The sequence below is a fragment of the Arthrobacter sp. 05T442 genome (genome assembly GCF_056395945.1).
In genome coordinates, this window is the sequence record NZ_JBFTKM010000009.1 from 20,515 (window position 1) to 39,925 (window position 19,411).

Genomic DNA, 19,411 nt, shown 5'->3' on the forward strand with positions numbered 1-19,411 from the left:
GTTCACCAAGGAACGTTGCCGCCATCTGTCATTTTCCGCGGGACGAGCCGCAGGACGAGGCGCTAGATGCTGCGCACCGCGATGACGGCGTTGTGGCCGCCGAAACCGAAGGAGTTGCTGAGTGCCGCGATGCTCCCCGCAGGCAGGTCGCGGGCGGACGTGACGACGTCGAGCGGGATCTCCGGATCCTGGTTCTCCAGGTTGATGGTCAGCGGTGCCTTGCGTTCGTAGACGGCCAGGACGGTAAGGACGGCTTCCACCGCACCGGAGGCGCCGAGCAGGTGCCCCATCTGCGACTTGGTGGCCGAGACGGCGACGTTGTCCACGTGCTTGCCGAGGGCGGCTTTGAGGGCCGCGTACTCCGGCTTGTCGCCGACCGGGGTGGAGGTGGCGTGCGCGTTGACGTGCACCACATCCTCGGGCTGGATGCGGCCGTCGAACATGGCAGCCTTCAGCGCGCGGGTCGCGCCGAGGCCCTCAGGGTCCGGGGCGGTGATGTGGTAAGCGTCGGCGGTGACTGAGGTGCCGGCCAGTTCGGCGTAGATCCGGGCGCCGCGGGCCAGGGCATGTTCCTCGGCTTCGAGGACCAGGGCGCCGGCGCCTTCGCCCATGACGAAGCCGTCGCGGTCGCGGTCGTAGGGGCGGGAGGCGTGCTCGGGATCATCGTTGCGGCGCGAAAGGGCCTGCATGGAGGCAAACGCGGCGATCGGCATCGGGTGGATGGCGGCTTCGGCGCCGCCGCAGACGACGACGTCGGCCTTGCCGGAGCGGATCAGTTCGAGGCCCATGTGCACGGCCTCGGTGCCGGAGGCGCAGGCGGAAACGGGGGTGTGGGCGCCGGCGCGGGCTCCCAGGTCCAGGCTGACCGCTGCCGCCGGGCCGTTGGGCATCAGCATGGGCACGGTCATGGGCAGGACGCGGCGGGGGCCCTTTTCGCGCAGGGTGTCCCAGGCGTCCAGGAGGGTCCAGACTCCGCCGATGCCGGTGGCGAAGGCCACGGCGAGGCGGTCGTGGTCGATCTCGGTGATGCCGGAGTCGGCCCACGCCTCGCGGGAGGCGACCACGGCGAACTGCGTGGACGGGTCCATCCGCTTGGCCTCGACCCGGCTCAGGACCTCAGTCGCGGGGGTGGAAGCGCGTGCGGCGAAGTGCACGGGCAGCTCGTACTTGGCCACCCAGTCGTCCTCGAGCGTGTGCGCGCCGGAGACGCCCTTCAGCGCGTTCTTCCACATCGTGGGGACATCGCCGCCGATGGGTGTGGTGGCACCCAGACCGGTAATGACTACTTTGCGTGCCATGGCATCACTCTCTGTCGGTGCGCCTGCCGTGTCCGGGCCCGGGGAAAGGGGTGGCCGGGGCCTGCGTTTGGAAAACTCTGTGGTCTTGCACTCTTGGTCTTGCAAATGGCGCGGTCCGGGGCGCGGTTGCGCCCCGGACCGGCATGGGCCGAAACTAGGCGGCCTGCGCGCTGGCGATGAAGCTGACGGCGTCGCCGACGGTCTTAAGGTTCTTGACCTCTTCGTCCGGGATGCGGACGCCGAACTTTTCTTCAGCGTTGACCACGATCGTCATCATCGAGATGGAGTCGATGTCCAGGTCCTCAGTGAAGGACTTGTCCAGCTCAACAGCCTCCGGTGCCAGACCGGTTTCTTCGTTGACGATTTCAGCCAAGCCGGCCAGGATCTCTTCGTTGCTAGCCATTGACGGCTCCTTTTCTAGTTGGTGCCTCAGGCTGCCGGCGGAGCCGGCCGCCTCGGGCGGAAATGGTTCAAGCCGAGGGTTCGGCTTGGTGCGGGAATGCGTGCTGGGTAGAACGTATTCAGTTCGGGGGTGCTACGGGAGCACGATCACCTGGGCGCCGAAGACCAGTCCGGCTCCGAAGCCGATCTGCAGTGCGAGTCCGCCGCTGAGCTCGGGGTTCTCCAAGAGCAGGCGGTGGGTGGCCAGGGGGATCGAGGCCGCCGAGGTGTTGCCGGCCTCCGCGATGTCGCGGGCGACCTTGACGGTCTCCGGCAGCTTCAGCTTCTTGGCCATCTCATCGATGATGCGCATGTTGGCCTGGTGCGGGATGAAGGCGGCGAGGTCCTCGGCCTTGATCCCGGCCGCGTCGAGGGCCTGCTGGGCCACCTTGGCCATTTCCCAGACCGCCCAGCGGAAGACCGTCTGGCCGTCCTGGCGGAGCGTGGGCCACAGTGACGCATCGGTCACGGCGGCTTCCTCGTCACTGACGGCCTTGCCGTGCTTGCCGGACAGTGCGAGTTCGCGGATATCCAGCATCGAGTGCGTCATGCCGATCGCATCCCATTTGCTGCCGTCCGAACCCCACACGGAGGGGCCGATCCCGGGGGTGGCGGAGGGGCCGATCACGACGGCGCCGGCGCCGTCGCCCAGCAGGAAGGAGATGGTGCGCTCGGTGTTGTCGATGACGTCGGACAGCTTTTCCGCACCGACCACGAGGACGTAGTCGGCCGCACCGGACCGTACAAGGGCGTCGCCCTGGGCGATGCCGTAGCAGTAGCCCGCGCAGGCGGCCGAAATGTCGAACGCCGGTGCCGGCGTCGCGCCCAAACGGTCGGCCAGGCTCGCGGCAGCGGAGGGTGTCGCGTACGGGTGGGTGACCGTGGAGACAATGACGGCGCCGAGCTGGGACGCGTCGATGCCGGCCTTCTGCAGGGCCTCGCGGGCGGCGCCTTCGGCCATGTCGATCACGCTGACGTCGGCGGGGGCGCGGTGCCGGGTGATGATGCCCGTGCGCTGGCGGATCCACTCATCAGAGGAATCGATCCACTGGCACACGTCTTCGTTGGTGACGATGACGCTCGGCCGGTAGGCGCCGACACCCATGATGCGGGTGTTCTCGTGCACGGGCGACTGCTTAAGAGTGGGAACGCTCATGCCCCTCCTTCCAGTTCTGCGAATAGGGCCAGGGCCGCGGAGAGGTCGTCCGGGGTCTTGACAGTGACGGTCTTGACGCCGGGCATGCCGCGCTTGGCGAGGCCCGCGAGGGTTCCGGCCGGAGCCAGTTCGATCACGCCGGTCACTCCGCGCCGCACCATGGTCTCCATGCAGAGGTCCCAGCGGACCGGACGGGAAACCTGGGCGATCAAACTCTCGACGGCGGCCGGGCCGTCGGTGACTTCGGCGCCGTCGAAGTTGGACAGCAGCGGAACCTGCGGGTTCCGCGGGTGCAGGGAGGGCCGCAGAGCCTGCAGTGCCGCGACGGCGGGGGACATGTGCGAAGTGTGGAAGGCGCCCGCAACCTTCAGCGGAATCACCCGGGCCTTGGCCGGGGGGTTCTCCGCCAGCGCTTTGAGCTGTTCCAGGGTGCCGGCGGCAACTGTCTGGCCTGCGCCGTTGACGTTCGCGGCGGTGGCTCCGCAGGCTTCAATGGCCGCCAGGACCTCGGCGGGGTCTCCGCCGACCACGGCGCTCATGCCGGTCGGGATGGCCGCTGCGGCCGCGGCCATGCCGTTCGCGCGTTCCCTGACAAACGTCATGGCTTCGGTTTCTGTCAGCACGCCGGCCAGGGCCGAGGCCGTGATTTCGCCGACGGAGTGTCCGGCGAGAATCACCGGAAGGGTTCCGAGTTCGACGTCGAACAAGGACGTTGCGGCCACCAGCCCGGCGGCGACGATCAAAGGCTGCGCGACGGCCGTGTCCTTGATCGTCTCCTCATCGGAGGTGGTGCCGTGGGCGGTGAGGTCGATACCTGCGATTTCGCTGAGGGAGGCCAAATGGCCTGCGACGGGAGGCAGTTCTAGCCACGGGGCCAGAAAACCTGGGGTCTGGGAGCCCTGTCCGGGGCAAACGATTGCAAGCACGTAACCAGCTTTCCAAATTACCGCGTGATTATCGGTGTATTCATACACCAAGCTCACTGGGTCAGTTTGTAGGAAGTCTACAACCGATCAGGAGTTGTTGCGGGACGGCTGACGTTCCGTGGCGGGCTTCGGCGGGGCCGAGAGACGCCCCACCACCAGGGCTGTCTGGAGCACGAACGCCTCCCGCGGCAGGAGCGGATCCCAGCCTGTCACGTCGCAGACGCGCTTGAGCCGGTAGCGCACCGTGTTGGCGTGGACGAAGAGCTCCCGGGCTGTCGCCTCGAGGGAATGGCCCAGTTCCAGGTAGGTGCCCAGGGTTTCCACGAGGCCGTTGGACGCGGCCAGGAGGGGCCGGTAGATGTTCTTGACCAGGGAGCGACGGGCGGCGTCGTCCCCTGAGATGACCCGTTCGGGCAGCAGATCGTCGGCCGCCACGGGGCGCGGCGCCGAGGGCCAGGCGCGGGCCGCCGTCAGCCCCGCGAAGGCGGACTGGGCGGAGCTGCTGGCCTCGAGCAGTGAGCCTGCCTCCGGTCCGTAGACGACAGGACCCGGGGCGAAGAGCTCGCTGAGCTTGAGGTAGGCCGTCTCGCGGTCCTGGAGCCCGCCAAGGATGAGGATGAGCCTGTCGCCCTGGATGCCCACGAGGGCGTCCTCGGCGAAGCGGCCGGCGGTGCGGCGCAGCTCGCTGACGTAGCTGGCGCTCGGTTCGGACGGCGAATTGCCCACCATGACCGTGAAGCGCTCCTGCGCCTTCCAGCCCAGGGCCGCGATCCGGGACCGCAGCGCGTCCGTGTTTTCGCCCCGCAGGATTGCGTCGACAATGAGTGCCTCGAGCCGCGTGTCCCAGGATCCCCGGGACTCGGCGGCCCGGGCGTATACATCCGCGGCAGCAAAGGCGACCTCCCGCGAGTAGCGCAAGACAGCTTCGCGCAGGGCGGACTGGTCCGCTTCGGGCGCGATCACGGGGACCTGGTCCTCGACCACCTCCACGACGATCCGGATGAGCTGGAGGGCTTTCTGCAGGCTGATGGAGCGCGTGAGTTCGGTCGGCGCGGTGCCGAAGACGTCGGACAGGATCCACGACGGCGAGCTGGGACGTTCGTACCACGTGACGAATGCGGCGATGCCGTTCTGGGCCACCATGCCCAGCGCCGAGCGCTCGTCCGAGTTCAGCCGGCTGTACCAGGGCAGGGATTTCTCCAGCTGGCGGAGGGTCGTCGTGGACAGCTGGCCCACGCTCGCGCGGAGCTTCTTGAGGGTTTCGGCTTTCTCCGGAGTCATCGCCCGTGAGCTTGGCGTGCGTTTTGCGGGGGTGGTGGTCGGCTCTGCCATGCATTGAGCATACGGGGCGGGCCGCCCAAGCTCCATTTGTGCAAAGGCTACAAGTGCCTTTGTCCTGGATCACAGCCGAGAATGACCGGCGTGCCGGGGCCGTGGAGCTCCGGGCACCGTGGTGACGGTGCTTAAACGCACGACGGCGGGTCCCACCTTCCGGTGGGGACCGCCGTCGTGCGCTGTTATCCGGGTGGGGTGGCCGGGTTAGGAGTCGCCGCCCGCGTTGCCGGTGGTGCCGGCATTGACGTTGTGCAGACGGTACTTCTCAATCGCCTGGGCCGGAGCCTGGGCATCCACTTCGCCCCGGCGGGCCAGCATCTGCAGGGAACGGACCACGATCGAGTGGATGTCGTTCTTGAAGAAGCGGCGCGCGGCGGCGCGGGTGTCGGAGAACCCGAAGCCGTCAGCACCGAGCGAGGCGAACTCGTTCGGCAGGAACTGGCGGATCTGGTCCGGCACGGCCTTCATGTAGTCGGTGACTGCCACGATCGGCCCGGTGGCACCGGCGAGCTGTTCGGTGACGAACGGAACACGGGCGGGCTGGCCCGGGTTGAGGAAAGCTTCCTCCTCGGCAGCCATGGCGTCGCGGCGCAGTTCTGTCCAGGACGTCACGGACCAGACATCCGCGGAGACGCCCCAGTCCTCGGCGAGGACCCGCTGGGCCTCAAGGGCCCAGGGGACGGACACACCGGAGGCGAGGATCTGCGTGCGCGGGCCGTCGATCTTGGCCGGTGCGAGCAGGTAGACGCCCTTGATGATGCCCTCGACGTCGATTTCCGCCGGTGCCGGCGGCTGCACGATCGGCTCGTTGTAGACCGTGATGTAGTACATCACGTTCCGCGACGGGTCGTTATCGGCAGGGCCGGGACCGTACATCCGGTTGAGGCCGTCGCGCATGATGACGCCGATCTCGTAGCCGTATGCCGGGTCGTAGGAGACGACCGCCGGGTTGGTGGCGGCGAGGATCGGCGAATGTCCGTCCGCGTGCTGCAGACCTTCGCCGGTCAGCGTGGTGCGGCCGGCGGTAGCGCCGATGACGAACCCGCGGGTCATCTGGTCTGCCGCGGCCCAGAAGGAATCACCTGTGCGCTGGAATCCGAACATCGAGTAGAAGACGTAGATCGGGATGAGCGGTTCGCCGTGGGTGGCGTAGGACGTTCCGGCCGCGGTGAAGGCTGCGACGGAACCCGCCTCGTTGATGCCGGCGTGCACGATCTGGCCGGAGATGGACTCCTTGTAGGCCAGGACGAGTTCGCGGTCGACAGAGAGGTAGTTCTGGCCGTTCGGGTTGTAGATCTTCGCGGTCGGGAAGAACGCGTCCATGCCGAACGTGCGGGCCTCATCCGGGATGATCGGCACAATCCGCTTGCCGAACTCCTTGTCCCGCATGAGGTCCTTGAGCAGGCGGACGAATGCCATGGTGGTGGCTGCCTGCTGCTTGCCGGAGCCGCGGTTGGCGACTTCGTAGACCTTGTCCTCCGGGAGCGTGACCTCGGAATGCTTGGAACGGCGTTCGGGGACGAAACCGCCCAGTTCCTTGCGGCGTCCCATCAGGTACTGGATCTCCGGGGAGTCCATGCCGGGGTGGTAGTACGGCGGCCGGTACAGGTCGGCTTCCAGCTGCTCGTCGGTGATCGGAATGCGCAGGTGGTCGCGGAAAGCCTTGAGGTCCGCCAGGGTGAGCTTCTTCATCTGGTGGGTCGCGTTGCGGCCCTCGAAGTGGGTGCCCAGGCCGTAGCCCTTGACCGTGTGCGCCAGGATGACGGTCGGCTTGCCCTTGAACTCCACGGCGGCCTTGTAAGCGGCGTAGACCTTGTTGTAGTCATGGCCGCCGCGCTTGAGGTTCCAGATCTCGTCGTCGGACAGGTCCTGGACCATTTCCTTGGTTTGCGGGGTCTGGCCGAAGAAGTGCTCGCGGACGAACGCGCCGGATTCGGCCTTGTACGTCTGGTAGTCGCCGTCGACCGTCTCGTTCATGATCTTCACGAGCGAGCCGTCCTCGTCCTTGGCCAGGAGCTTGTCCCACTCACGGCCCCAGACCACCTTGATGACGTTCCAGCCGGCACCGCGGAAGAAGGCTTCGAGTTCCTGCATGATCTTGCCGTTGCCGCGGACGGGTCCGTCGAGGCGCTGGAGGTTGCAGTTGATGACGAAGTTGAGGTTATCGAGCTTGTCGTTGGCTGCGAGCTGCAGCAGGCCGCGGGACTCGGGCTCGTCCATTTCGCCGTCGCCAAGGAACGCCCAGACCTGCTGGTCCGAGGTGTCCTTGATGCCGCGGTTTTCCAGGTAGCGGTTGGACTGCGCCTGGTAGATGGCGTTCATCGGGCCGATGCCCATGGAGACGGTGGGGAATTCCCAGAACTCCGGCATCAGGCGCGGGTGGGGGTAGCTCGAAAGGGCGTGCCCTTCCTTGGACTTCTCCTGGCGGAACCCGTCGAGGTCCTCCTCGGTGAGGCGGCCTTCCATGAAAGCGCGGGCGTACATGCCGGGGGAGGCGTGGCCCTGGAAGAAGACCTGGTCCCCGCCGCCCGGGTGGTCCTTGCCGCGGAAGAAGTGGTTGAAGCCGACTTCGTAAAGCGTCGCGGCTCCTGCGTAGGTGGAGATGTGACCGCCGACGCCGATATCCGCCCGCTGTGCGCGGTGCACCATGACAGCGGCGTTCCAGCGAAGCCACGCCCGGTACTTGCGCTCGATCTCCTCGTCGCCGGGGAACGGAGCTTCCTGGTCGACGGGAATCGTGTTGACGTAGTCCGTCGTGGTGACCATCGGTACACCCACGCTTTGCGCGCCGGCCCGCTGGAGCAGGCTGCGCATTATGTACTGGGCACGTTCGGTGCCCTGTTCCTGAATCAGGTTATCCAGGGACTCGATCCATTCGGCGGTCTCTTCTGGATCACGATCAGGCAGCTGGTTTGTCAACCCGCTGAGGATATGGGAGGTATCTTCTCCTGCAGCCACGTCCAACCTCTCTTTGAGCGCATTCATCGGCACCCTCAGCTCCGGCAGGGTAACTGCCTGGCGTGAACGCGACGTGTGCGACATATCGGTTACAACAGCCCGGTCGTGTGCGCCGGGCAAGGTCCATGCACGACTATGCCTGCCTGTATAAGCGGGGCGGTCGCCCTTGCAGGCGTAGTCGTCACCAGCCACTCTAGCTGTGACAGCTGGAGGATGCGTAGCCGTCGTATGGAGGCACTGTTGTATTTCCCGGGCATACTGGTTGTGTGACGAGAAGCCGCGATGCGGCGTTCGGATCGCGCTGTGTGACGCAGAATATGGCGGATCGCGGTGCCAACAGCTTGAAGCGCAGGCCCAAAGGGTGTTGGCTTGTAGTAATGGAAATCACTAGCGATATTGAAAACACCAAGCATAGGAGCAACACGTGAGCGAGGCCGACGCCGCCACTTCGGTAAATGTGGCGGAGAAACTGGGTTTCAAAGACGGGGACCTGATTCAGGAATTCGGTTATGACGACGACGTCGACTTCGACTTGCGTGACGACATCGAAGACCTCACGGGGTCGGAACTCTTTGATGAGGACGACCACGAAGTCGTCGATGCCGCAATTCTTTGGTGGCGCGCCGGCGACGGAGACCTCGTTGACACCCTTGTCGATTCGCTGACCACCCTGAGTGAAGGCGGCGTGGTCTGGGTCCTGACCCCGAAGTCCGGCCGTGTCGGCTACGTGTCGCCTGCGGACATCCAGGATGCCGCCCCCACCGCTGGTCTGCACTACACCACCTCCGCGGGCGTCTCCAAGGACTGGAGCGCCACCCGGCTGGTCACGCGGAAGAACAAGTGACGCAAGCGCTGGAGCAGGCCGGCGCACGGCCGTCCGCTCCAGCGACGGCGGTTCCCGCGACGGTATTTCCGGCGACGGCCGTTCCCGCGGTCGGCGAGCCCGCACCGGACTTCGAACTGGCAAACCAGTTCGGGGAGCCGGTGAGGCTCTCGGAATTCCGGGGCCGCAATGTGGTGATCGTTTTCTACCCGTTCGCTTTCTCCGGTATCTGCACGGGTGAACTGTGCGAAATCCGGGACAACCTGGCACTTTTCGAGGACGCCGACGCCGCCGTGCTGGCGGTCTCGGTGGACAGCAAGTTCGCCCAGCGGGCGTACGCGCAAAAGGAAGGGTACGGCTTCGACCTGCTGGCCGACTTCTGGCCGCATGGCGCCGTTGCCGAAACGTACGGCGTGTTTGATGCCGAGAACGGCATGGCCAAGCGCGGCACGTTCATCATCGATGCGGCCGGAATCGTGCGATACGTCGTGGTGAATCCCCGTGGCCAGGCGCGGGATCTTGCAAAATACCGCGCCGCGCTGGCGGGTCTCGGCGGGAACTGAACCCGTGAGGCAACGGCGCCCTGGAGTCGGCATGACTGGTTTTGCGAGTTTGCCGCCGGTTGCGGCCGCAGCGCCGGCCCGCGACGAGCTTGAGGTGCTGCAGGAAATCCGCGCCGTCCTCGCCGGCGAGCGTTTTGCCCTGCTGACCGGGGCAGGCCTGAGCACCGATTCCGGCATTCCAGACTACCGCGGACCCGGCGCCGCCCCGCGGGCCCCGATGACGTACCAGGAATTCATCGGCAGTCCGGGCAACCGGCAGCGCTACTGGGCCCGGAACCACATCGGATGGTCCCATCTGCGCCGGGCGGATCCCAACGACGGCCACGCCGCCGCGGCCCGCCTGGAACAGCGGGGGCTGCTCACCGGACTCATCACGCAAAACGTGGACCGCCTCCACGAGGATGCCGGCAGCGTCAACGTGGTGGACCTGCACGGCCGGTTCGACCAGGTCGTCTGCCTCGGATGCCAACGCCGCTACAGCCGCAGGCTGCTGGCGGGCGTGCTTGAGGAACTCAATCCCGGATTCCTGGAGCGTGCCCTGGCCGCGGGCGTGGTCGAGATGGCCCCCGACGCAGATGCCACGGTCGAGGACGCCGGGCTGATTGAAAGTTTCGTCTTGGCGCACTGTCCCGCGTGCGGCGGCACCCTGAAACCCGATTTCGTGTACTTCGGCGAGAACGTGCCGAAAGACCGCGTGGAACGTTCCTACTCCATGGTGGACGAGGCCGCTGCGCTCCTTGTCGCCGGGTCCTCGTTGACAGTGATGAGCGGCCTTCGTTTTGTCCGCCATGCGGCCAAGCAAGGCAAGGCCGTGGTCATCATCAACAGGGGCCAGACGAGAGGCGACGAGCTGGCCACTATCAAACTGGAAGCAGGCGTCAGCGGGGCCCTGACGTGGCTCGCGGCAGAACTTCCGGAACTGTAAGGCGCCGCGTCGGCCGACGGGCTCCGCGCCGGTGACGGGCGGGCGCGCCGCGATTAGCGTTCGGCCGGTCGCATCCGGTACAGTAGCTGTTCGTTGGTTGACGCGCGGAAGTGCGGAAATCACGGTTTGGGTCTTTAGCTCAGCTGGTAGAGCGCCACGTTTACACCGTGGATGTCATCGGTTCGATCCCGGTAGGACCCACCAAGGAAAACCCCGTCGTTGCAGGCCGAGAGGCCAGGAACGGCGGGGCTTTTGCGTTGTCCTGGCGAGTCTAGTTCCGTTGGATTACTTGGAGACTCTTCCGCAGGAGTCCGTAAAGTTACAGTGGGTGAAAGCGCTCTGCCGGTGCTGACCCTCCCTAAAACCTCCCTGGCTTTTCAGGAGGGCAGGAAGCCGGACAGCCTGTGAGCCCACCGGATTCCGCGCATATTTACGGGGCAACGCCGGTATTCTTCGATGTCCCACTCGGAGTCGTTGACGCGCCGGACGTTCCCGGCAGGGATCTATGCCCAATGCGAGTGCCCTTCATCATCGGCCCAGGAGACCAGGATGTGGGAGGGGTTCCAACGCTCGGCGACGGCGTACACGTCCTTGGTCCGGCCGCCAGCCAGGGGGAGTGTGGCCATGACCTTCGGGTAGGCGCCGTACGTCCACGAGTGTGTCTCTTCCGCGTGGCCTGGATCCGGCCTCAGATACTCGTAGGTTTCGCCGTCGAGCGTGAACGATGCCATGCCGACATCGTATTCGGAGGCACGAAAAGCCCCACCGGCCCGGAGGCTGGTGGGGGCAACTCATGGCGGCGGGAGAGCCGGGCTGTAGGCTGGCGGGACTATTCGACCGATTCGGGGGGATCGCATGAGCCACAAACCTGCAGCTGGCGTGTTTACTGCTGGCGTCATTTTGTCGCTGGGAGGCGCTGGCTTGGCATTGGCAGGGCATCAAGGCGCAACCTCTCCCGGGCGTTCGTTTTTCGGTGCCGCACCTGAGGTGGCAGGGGCGGCGGCGGCGTTCGGAATTGTGGCAGCGGTCCTGGGCGCGCTCCTGTTTCTAGTTGTAGTCCACCGGGCCTTGTTGAAGATTGACGCTTTGCCCATTCAACCGGGCGAATGCCATTGCCACCACGCGGCATGGCCGCCGTCCGCCGAACCTGACCCGATACTCGCGCCCACCGGCACTTAACCATCGTATCCGGACGCAAAAACGCCCCCGCCTGAGTCTGGTGAGGGACTCCTGCGGGGGCATTCTTGTGGTTCCGTTCCGTCGCGGCTGGGGGGATGCGACGGAACCCGTCCACCATACGCACGTAACAATCGTCGGTCAACGGCTCTCCGCTGTCCGAGACTGGGGTATTTGCCCGTCGGTGCCCGTGCCCGCTACTAGGCTGGCGCCATGGAATCGTTGCCCAGTGTGGGGCGGAGACTTTGCCGTCGTCGTTGCGACCCGGACGATCGTGGCCGTCCGCCTTTGGCTCGGCGGCGCTTTCGGATCGCTTTCTGGCCGCTGCGTTCGGGGGTTCACGGCCTGGATGCCCCGCCGACGCAGCAGTTCCCGGATCGCCTTGGAGGAATAGGTACCGGCACGGAGCATGCCGGCACAAGCTTGCTGTTGCTGGCGATGAAGTTGTTGACGGCATACTGGTTCGGTGATGTGGTGGACCGGAGTTTACATTTCGCGGGCCCAGCGTTCGAGTTCGGCAGCGATCTGGGGTTCCGAGGTGACGTTTTCGTAGCCGGAGTCCCCGAGTCGTACGACGACAGTGTCTGTGCTGGGGTCGACGACCATCACTTCTCCGTGGTAGCCGAGTGCCGCGTACGCGGGATGAGCCGTATCGTGAAGGATCCAGAGCCCGTTGCCGTAGCCCATGGGGACACTGCCGTAACCTGGCGGGGCACCCGACTCGTCTGATACGACGGGGGTGAGGACCGCAACTGCGCTACGGTGTGCGAAGTCGCTGTTTGGGTCGTCAAGGAGGAGTTCGCCGACCCGGGCGAAGTCGGCGGCCGTGGCCACGAAACCGGACTCGTGCCAGGGAAAGCCGTGACCGTCGACCAGCCACCAAGCCGGCTTCTGCGCGCCGATGTCCGCCCACAGGGCTGTAGCGCCTGGCCCAGCCATGAGGTTTCCGGTCGCGCGCTGGTAGGCGATCCCGAGCAGGTTTGGTGCCCAGTCGTTGTAGGTGAACACGCCAGGCGCGGAGCTTATGCGCGGGTCCTGGATAGTCGCACTCTGCAGATCGCTGGCGTAGTAGACGCGGGGAGCGCCCTGGTTGAACCACGGGAACCGGGTGACCACCTGGAACTCGATCCCAGAGCGCATGTCCACGAGATCAGCGAGCGTGATACGCGCGAATCGCGAATCCCGATCCCCGAGCTCGGGGATCCACTTCGTGATCGGGTCGTCCCACGACATCTTCCCGGCCGCAACAGCGCGCGAAAGCAGCAGAGCGGTGATCGTCTTGCTAATCGAGAACGCGGACCGCAGTTCGTCGATCGAGTGTCCCGGGGCCGCCCACTGGCAGACGAGCTGGCCATGCCGGATCACAACGAGCTGGGTCGCACCGCCAGCGAGCAGGACAGAATCGAGGTCACCCCCGGCCGCGCGCTGCACATCATTGCAACGATCCGTCCCCGGCCAGGACCGTGGGTCACCGGCGGCGATTGTCACGTGCCGCTTCCAATGCAGGTCGTTCGTACTGGACTCACCGCGACTGATGACTCGCCACGCGAAGGCGACATCGCCGCCGGAAAGGACAGCCACCCCTGCCACTACGCTCGCGATGACAGCGGCGAGGGACACCAGGCCGAATCTCATAACTCGCTTCATGCGGTAACTATATGTCATATAGTTATTGCGAAGGAGGTTCGCATGCCACGTCCGCCCCGGTTCACGCGTGATGACGTCATCGCCTGCGCGCTCGCGATCGCTGACGACCAAGGCCTAGAAGCGGTGACAATGTCGGCGGTGGCCGCGCTGGTCGGCGTCACGCCGATGGCGCTCTACCGACACGTCGACGACAAGGAGCACCTGCTCGATCTTTTGGTCGAAGCCGTGCTGCGTGAGCTTTCGGATCCAGACGATCGACTGTCCGGGTGGCCGCGGCTCGAAGCACTCGCGCGCGGACTGCGCGCGTCAGCGGCACGCCACCCAAACGTCTTCCCCCTGCTGCTTCAGCGACCTGCGATCACGAGCGGAAGCCTGGCACTACGCGCCCGGATCCGGGACGCCCTGCGGGACTGCGGCATTCCGGCGGAAGAACTGGATCGCGGTGAACGGCTCGTCTCCACTGTCGCCCTCGGATTCCTGGCCAGTGAAGCGGGCGGCAGATTCGTCGACGTCCCGCGCGACCAGCGCGACCTTGACTTCGAGATCCTGCTCGCGCTCGTACATCAGGGCTTGCCCGCGCTAGAGCGTGCCTCCTAATGCTGCGCTCCAGATGAGGACGGCCTGCAGGACGGCTGCCGCCCGAAAGGTGAGGGCGAGCTGACCGTCCGTTAGCCGGTCCTCTACCGGACGAAGAATTCCCCAACACTAGGAGCGCCATGAGCGTTCCAGTTGGAGAGCGTTAATTCGGCGGTCCCCGCCTCCGGCGATAGTCGTGCATGGAAGAATCGCATCATGGATGCGGAGCAGCGGAGGCATACTGAGTACAACCTCGGAATCCGGGACGGCCTCGTGAAGGCGATGGATCGGCGGAAGGATGTCTTCCAAGTGGTCGAGGATTCGGAGGACCCAGACGAAGCGATTCGTCGTCTGATGGAACTGTTGGAGCTGGACGAAATGTCCTGCTGGGTCATCCTGGATACGCAACTCAGAAGGTTCACTCGCGAACAGCGCCAGGCTATTGCTGATCAAGCGGAAGAACTCAGATCGATCCTGTCGTCTGGCGGGGAGCCATAGAGAGTTGACCATTCCCCGTGGCTCCCAGAGACAAATGGCCGCCCGGACTCTGTATTCCAGGCGGCCGTTCTCGTTCAGTGGAGGCTACGGTGCGGAGTTCACTACGGATGTCTGCACGGCGGTCCAGGCTGTGGCAGTTCCGGCGGGGAAATCAGCGGTGGCCTTCAGTGAAACGTCCCGTTCGCCGATCATCAGTCCGGTATCCGGATCGATGATGATTTCCTGCCGGGCGCCTCCGTCCGGTGACTGGATTCCTATGGCTACACCGGTTTTGCCGTTCAGTGTTGCCTGCTTGTCCACGACCGTGACACCAGGGATAAGGGCTGCCGCCTTGTAGAGGGCAGCACGCACATCGGCGGGGATGACCCCGGTGCGCAGGGTATCTGCGATCGTGATCAGTGCCTCCATTTCGGAGGAGGGGCCGGCGCCTTTGGTGCGCTCTCGAATGAAATTCAGGAGCGCCCGAGGGTCCTTCGGCAGGCTGGAAACCTTGGCAAGAGGGATGCCGTTGATGACCGTTTGTTCGCTCCCGTAGAAGGCGCCCCGCGGGGCACGCTGAATGCCGACCAGACTCGGGCCGGGGTCTTTCGCCAGCGATTCCTGCATCTTGGCTACCGCTGCCTTGGAGGCTTCGCTGAAGAAGGTCGTAGGCACGCGGTCTTCCCGGTTCCAGATCCACGTTCCGCTTCGATCTGCCGGCACGTAGACCTGGCCTCCGGTCTTGTCCAGCCACGCAGCTTGGGTTCCGTCGGCGGCGACTGAGCTAGCGCCATAGACGGCCGTGGTTTCGATTTTCAGGTACTGGCCCGGTCCCACTAACGGATCGGACGTCTGGATGGTGGCTGCCGCGGCGTTGTTGAGTACCTCGGCCGCTTCGGCGGTTGCTCCGGATTGGCCCGGCAGGACCACGTCGGCCGCTACGATGCCGCCCACGAGGAGGGCAGCGGCGGCCGAGGCCAGCAGGACACGGCGCCGGAAGCGGATGGGACTCACCGTGGCCGGAGCGTGCGTACTGGTCGTTGTCTCGGGACGGGAAGTCGAGCCGACCTTGGCCATGAGGTTGTTGCGGCCGCGGGCCAGGGTGGCCGGCGGGGCGGAGCCGATGTCACTACGCATTTCGCGGAGCAGCTGCAAGCCGTCCATGGTCGTTCTCCGTTTCATCAAGTAGTTCGAGGTTGAGCTGGGTTCGCAGGGTTCGGCGTGCGCGGTTCAGCCGGGACCGCACGGTTCCGACCGGTACTTCCATGGCGGAGGCGATGCCCTCGTAGGTCAAGTCGGCCCAGGCGTAGAGCAGCAGTGTTTCCCGATCGATGGCGGCCATAGCCTTCAGGCTGATGGCGATGCGCCCAGTCGCGACAACGGCGTCCACCTGGGCAGCAACCCGGTCTGAATCGTCAGCGACCGCCTCTCGCGAAGCCGATTTCGCTGCCGTTCTTAGCATTCTGGCTTCAGCGCGGTGATGTCGGCGGAGCAGATTGGTGGCGATGCCGAACAGCCAAGGCCGGGCATCATCCCGGGCAAGGTCGTAGGCCTCCAGTTGCTCCCAGGCCACCAGGAAAGTTTCCGACGTGACGTCATCGGCGGCGAAGTCGCCGGCCCGTCTGGCGGCGTATCTGTAGATGACTGAGGCGTGTCTGTCGTACAACTCCCCGAAAGCTGTGGGGCTGTCCCGGGACCGCCTGATGATGTCGCTGTCTGTGCTCACACTATGTATTGCCCGCTGGCCGCAAAAGGGTTCACGGAGCGTCCCCTTCTTCGTGCCAGTGGATCTCCGTCGAAGCGTACCGGTGGTCGATGGGCGGATAGCTCAGGAGGCCGTTCCGACTCTGGCCTCATGTTTATCCGGACTAGGTCAAAAACGACCCTTTATGCCTGTGTCGACATGGAAGTCCTGGACTGTGACTTTCGGCGGTAAATGGCGGTCTTTTTGCGGCGCTATTTGGCGCCGGGCGTGGCCCGCTAGGGGATCCCTCAACGTGCATTCTGCGCGCTGGCTGGTGTGAGCCAAGTGCGGGAGACCGCGGCGTGCGTCAGGGACGTTGGTGATTGCTGTCCGGAATCCCCAGCTTCAGGGTTAGGCTCGTGGAGGGAAGCTCCGGGGGCTTCATGCCGGTACAGGTGCCGCTCGGGTGAAAACATCAGCAGGCCAAATCCGAGGCAGAGACTGTGGACTCCATCTAGCACTTCCAATGGGGCGAAACTAGGGTTGCTCCTGCGCGCCACTTCCTGCGGAGTGCGGTGACCTCTTGCCGAGAGCCACCAGGATCATCCAGAGAGCCAAGGCGGCAGCGCCGACGAGTGTGAGGGCGCCGCTCACCTCGGCCATAGCAGACCCTGGCTCGTGGCGTCTCCACGCGAACCAGGAGACGCCCATGAAGCCAAGCCAATAAATCAGGAACGAAAACCCCAAGAGCGGCATGGCTGGTGCGGCGTCGCTCAATCCCTTGAGGTCGTTGCGCCTGAAGAGACTCAGAATCTTCCCGTAGTCGGAGTTGGGACCGGTCAGGGAGTTCACCGCGAAGATGAGTCCGAGGATAACGGAAGCCCCGAGTCCGAAGGCCAGCAGCCCGAGGAGCCCTGATGGTGGAGCCATGGCGGATAGGACCGCGGTGGCGCTGCTGGATAGCGCATCTGTGATGATCACACTCAGGATGGTCAGGTTGGCCGCGGCGCAGATGCCGACGGCGACCCGCCCGATCACCGGAGTTGCCCCGACGTCTGACTCTGAGTCCCCCATGGCTGAAAGTGTAGGCCTCTGCACCAGTATTGGTTGGGTTCTGCCAATTGAGGGACAGATTGCTGGTATCAACAGGACGGAAGCAGGGGTGCAGGCGGAGCTGATGCAATTTACTGCCGAGTTGCAATGTCCCCTCGGTCTTACTACCGCCAGTGCCCGCTCGTCGCGCCGGCTAACCCCGACGGCCCGTCAATCAGCTTCGTGTTGACGGTCGATCATCCAGGGACGGTGGTGCTCTCCTTGAGCGAACCCTAAATCGGACGGTCGGAACCGGCGGACGGGAACACGCTGAATGTTCCCACGGATCGATTGCGCGAAACGCTCATTCAACCTTCGCGCGGCGACGTTGTCGTCGAGAGTGGCCATCGCGATGTTGCGTTGGGGCTGCCGCACGGCGGCCGCACTGAGGAGCGCGAGTCCTACCCCTCGTTGCCGCGCGGCGGGAACTACGGCAACCAGCTGAATGAACAGCGGGTCCGAATTGGTTCGACCCGCAAGCACACAACAAAAACCCGACAGGATAATCCGCGATCTCTGCCAGCAAAACGAGCTCCTGCTCAATCTTCGACACATTGTACTCGACAGACTGAATATTGGTTGACTCGCAGTCTGCCTGCATCCATCGCATCCAGCGACCGTCCTGCGCCGTCTGCTCCGCCTCGCGGATCACGACCTCCGAAGATGGCAAAGCGCCTAGCCCTTGCTTCCATGCGCCGAACCCTGGTTCGTGGTACGGGGAGGAGGGATTGAACATACCCGAACACTATCAACGACGAATGGCCGCTCCGGGACCGGTCTGAGCTGATGGTGGTCTGGTCACCCCTCAGCTTGCGCCCGTAAGCCGGTCGATCACCGTGCCGCGGAGTCCGCCGCCACGTTCCGCGCGATTGCTGGCCTGGGCACTGTACGTAAGACCCGCACGATGAAATGCACGCTGATGGGGGGATTACTGCAACCTTGTTTGTTTGACTGGAATGAAGTTCGGCTATGCACGATAGTTGAGCATGAGACGTGTCCACCCGAGGTCGTGTCACTCGACGCCAGCGGTAAGTCGACATCGAGCGCTGGGGCGGCGCGATTCCGTGTCTCACGGCAATTAAGGACGAGCCGGCATTTTCCGAAGCTTTCTGCAGAGGTTAAAGTTGCCGTCCCCTGCGGTCCCAACCTTCCCTGCGGGCTTCTTCTTCGTTCCAGAACGGTGTGTCGTTGAGGCGAACGCGGAGCAGGTGGCCGAAGAAGATCACATTGACTGCCAAGAGCGCAGCCGCGATGAAAAAACCTAACGGCTCCCACTCCCTGCCCGACACGATGCCCAGATTCAGCAGCATGAGGATGGCGCTGAGGATGATTAGGACCATCACGCCCCCGAAAATGAATCTAAAGCTGCCGCGCGTCATTCGTGGTTCCAGCCGCTTGCGGCCTTCTGTTTCCGCCATATTCGGAGCCTACAACCGCGGGCCTTGCCCGGAATAGGGTCCCGATACGACAGCAGCCGGCTTACGGGGAATCGTGAGTGTCCCTGACAGGCGGGCGGGGTCCCAGCCGGGAGTGCCGTCAGCAACGGTGGATGAGGGTTTGGTGGGAGCGCCGTCAAAAGTGTCAGGGCCCAGCCCTACTGTGACGGGCATGGAACATGTGATGTTGAAGACGGGGCCCGACGGACGACCCCTGGCGGTGGTCCGCGGTGGCCGTGAATGGACCGTGGGGGCAGAGCCCGTCCGCTGGTTTGAGCGGGTGAGCTGGTGGGAAGCAGAGCGCAGGATGCCGAAAGGGCTCAGCCGGGTCGACGTTGAGGTCTGGCAGGTCCAGGCGAGGCTGGGCCGTAACCACGGATCGGCCCTGACCACTATGGAGCTCATCCGTGACGGCCTGGGCGGGGGCTGGCGGCTTCGCGAGGCCATCGCGGACGCCGCGTAGGCGGAGGAACGGCTTCCTGAAGGCGTGTTGCGACGCTCCTGGAGGGTTGACCGCGAAACAAAGCTCACGGCGGAACTGGCCGGACCCCGGCGCAGGAAATTGCACTGAGCGTCGGAACCGGCATGCAGGTGTGCGGCACGGTACGAGCCAACGGGACGGACGTGGCAAAAGCGACGAAAAGTCGGGGCATTGCGTCCGGGCATTGGAAAAGCCTTCCACCGCGACTATTGGGGGATGCCGCGGTGGAAGGCTTGTAACGAATATACCGTGAATATTAGGAAATGTGAAACACGCGGGCACCCGTTCTGGCCAGCAGAAATAGCCATTCGATGGCCTAATTGAGAGTGCTTGGAAGGCGCCGCGTCCAGACGTGGCTTGACCCAAAACTCTGGGCCGCCCCCGGGCAGAGTCTGCGGTTTGGCTTACATGCGTCCG

19 protein-coding genes and 1 tRNA gene are annotated in these 19,411 nt (G+C 64.8%); 7 read left to right on the plus strand and 13 right to left on the minus strand.

From position 1 onward, the window contains the following. Window positions 1–62: 62 nt before the first annotated feature. The 6 genes from fabF to aceE all read right to left on the minus strand — a co-directional run bounded on the left by fabF (window position 63) and on the right by aceE (window position 8,141). A complete protein-coding gene (fabF, locus tag AC1DES_RS10485) occupies window positions 63–1,298 on the minus strand; it encodes a beta-ketoacyl-ACP synthase II (RefSeq protein WP_476895640.1) in 1,236 nt (411 codons plus the stop codon). Window positions 1,299–1,452: 154 nt separating this feature from the next. Then, on the minus strand, window positions 1,453–1,701 hold the full coding sequence (locus tag AC1DES_RS10490; protein ID WP_476895641.1) for an acyl carrier protein: 249 nt from the start codon (window positions 1,699–1,701) through the stop codon (window positions 1,453–1,455). A 132-nt stretch (window positions 1,702–1,833) separates the two neighbouring features. Continuing rightward, entirely contained in the window at window positions 1,834–2,895 is a 1,062-nt protein-coding gene (locus tag AC1DES_RS10495; protein ID WP_476895642.1) for a beta-ketoacyl-ACP synthase III, read from the minus strand. Beyond that, window positions 2,892–3,821 (minus strand): ACP S-malonyltransferase, encoded by a 930-nt coding sequence (locus tag AC1DES_RS10500; protein WP_476895643.1) that lies wholly within the window; start codon window positions 3,819–3,821, stop codon window positions 2,892–2,894. The genes AC1DES_RS10495 and AC1DES_RS10500 overlap by 4 nt, the downstream gene beginning before the upstream one ends. Window positions 3,822–3,908: 87 nt before the next feature. Further along, entirely contained in the window at window positions 3,909–5,153 is a 1,245-nt protein-coding gene (locus AC1DES_RS10505; protein WP_476895644.1) for a PucR family transcriptional regulator, read from the minus strand. Between the two features lie 207 nt (window positions 5,154–5,360). Beyond that, window positions 5,361–8,141, minus strand: coding sequence for a pyruvate dehydrogenase (acetyl-transferring), homodimeric type (gene aceE / locus AC1DES_RS10510; protein WP_476895645.1), 2,781 nt, complete (start codon window positions 8,139–8,141; stop codon window positions 5,361–5,363). Window positions 8,142–8,538: 397 nt separating this feature from the next. Here aceE and AC1DES_RS10515 point away from each other — a divergent pair, with 397 nt between their 5' ends. The 4 genes from AC1DES_RS10515 (at window position 8,539) to AC1DES_RS10530 (ending at window position 10,629) form a co-directional block, all read left to right on the plus strand. Beyond that, window positions 8,539–8,958 carry a DUF3052 domain-containing protein gene (locus tag AC1DES_RS10515; protein WP_476895646.1) on the plus strand — a complete coding sequence of 140 codons (420 nt, stop codon included), beginning with the start codon at window positions 8,539–8,541 and terminating at the stop codon, window positions 8,956–8,958. After that, entirely contained in the window at window positions 8,955–9,500 is a 546-nt protein-coding gene (locus AC1DES_RS10520; RefSeq protein WP_476895647.1) for a peroxiredoxin, read from the plus strand. Before AC1DES_RS10515 ends, AC1DES_RS10520 begins: the two co-directional genes overlap by 4 nt. Window positions 9,501–9,531: 31 nt before the next feature. Then, window positions 9,532–10,425 carry an NAD-dependent protein deacetylase gene (locus tag AC1DES_RS10525; RefSeq protein ID WP_476895648.1) on the plus strand — a complete coding sequence of 298 codons (894 nt, stop codon included), beginning with the start codon at window positions 9,532–9,534 and terminating at the stop codon, window positions 10,423–10,425. Between the two features lie 128 nt (window positions 10,426–10,553). Then, window positions 10,554–10,629, plus strand: a tRNA-Val gene (locus tag AC1DES_RS10530). Between the two features lie 299 nt (window positions 10,630–10,928). Here AC1DES_RS10530 and AC1DES_RS10535 read toward each other — a convergent pair. Both AC1DES_RS10535 and AC1DES_RS10540 read right to left on the minus strand, forming a co-directional pair. Further along, the gene (locus AC1DES_RS10535; RefSeq protein WP_476895649.1) at window positions 10,929–11,156 is read right to left on the minus strand and encodes a hypothetical protein; all 228 of its coding nucleotides are present in this window, start codon (window positions 11,154–11,156) and stop codon (window positions 10,929–10,931) included. Window positions 11,157–12,087: 931 nt separating this feature from the next. Next, a complete protein-coding gene (locus AC1DES_RS10540) occupies window positions 12,088–13,248 on the minus strand; it encodes a serine hydrolase domain-containing protein (protein WP_476895650.1) in 1,161 nt (386 codons plus the stop codon). Window positions 13,249–13,290: 42 nt separating this feature from the next. Here AC1DES_RS10540 and AC1DES_RS10545 point away from each other — a divergent pair, with 42 nt between their 5' ends. Both AC1DES_RS10545 and AC1DES_RS10550 read left to right on the plus strand, forming a co-directional pair. Further along, a complete protein-coding gene (locus tag AC1DES_RS10545; RefSeq protein ID WP_476895651.1) occupies window positions 13,291–13,845 on the plus strand; it encodes a TetR/AcrR family transcriptional regulator in 555 nt (184 codons plus the stop codon). 195 nt (window positions 13,846–14,040) lie between these two features. Continuing rightward, window positions 14,041–14,322: a DNA gyrase subunit A gene (locus AC1DES_RS10550; protein WP_476895652.1), complete on the plus strand. Its 282-nt coding sequence runs from the start codon at window positions 14,041–14,043 to the stop codon at window positions 14,320–14,322. A gap of 84 nt (window positions 14,323–14,406) precedes the next feature. Here AC1DES_RS10550 and AC1DES_RS10555 read toward each other — a convergent pair whose 3' ends face one another. The 5 genes from AC1DES_RS10555 to AC1DES_RS10575 all read right to left on the minus strand — a co-directional run bounded on the left by AC1DES_RS10555 (window position 14,407) and on the right by AC1DES_RS10575 (window position 18,495). Next, window positions 14,407–15,465 (minus strand): CU044_5270 family protein, encoded by a 1,059-nt coding sequence (locus tag AC1DES_RS10555; protein WP_476895653.1) that lies wholly within the window; start codon window positions 15,463–15,465, stop codon window positions 14,407–14,409. Further along, window positions 15,431–16,027 (minus strand): RNA polymerase sigma factor, encoded by a 597-nt coding sequence (locus AC1DES_RS10560; protein ID WP_476895654.1) that lies wholly within the window; start codon window positions 16,025–16,027, stop codon window positions 15,431–15,433. The genes AC1DES_RS10555 and AC1DES_RS10560 overlap by 35 nt, the downstream gene beginning before the upstream one ends. 495 nt (window positions 16,028–16,522) lie before the next feature. Beyond that, a complete protein-coding gene (locus tag AC1DES_RS10565; RefSeq protein ID WP_476895655.1) occupies window positions 16,523–17,059 on the minus strand; it encodes a hypothetical protein in 537 nt (178 codons plus the stop codon). A 189-nt stretch (window positions 17,060–17,248) separates the two neighbouring features. Then, a complete protein-coding gene (locus AC1DES_RS10570; protein WP_476895656.1) occupies window positions 17,249–17,632 on the minus strand; it encodes a GNAT family N-acetyltransferase in 384 nt (127 codons plus the stop codon). 563 nt (window positions 17,633–18,195) lie between these two features. Then, the gene (locus AC1DES_RS10575; RefSeq protein ID WP_476895657.1) at window positions 18,196–18,495 is read right to left on the minus strand and encodes a hypothetical protein; all 300 of its coding nucleotides are present in this window, start codon (window positions 18,493–18,495) and stop codon (window positions 18,196–18,198) included. 190 nt (window positions 18,496–18,685) lie between these two features. Between AC1DES_RS10575 and AC1DES_RS10580 the strand changes: the two genes are divergently transcribed. Next, window positions 18,686–18,976 (plus strand): hypothetical protein, encoded by a 291-nt coding sequence (locus AC1DES_RS10580; RefSeq protein ID WP_476895658.1) that lies wholly within the window; start codon window positions 18,686–18,688, stop codon window positions 18,974–18,976. The last annotated feature ends 435 nt before the right edge of the window (window positions 18,977–19,411 follow it).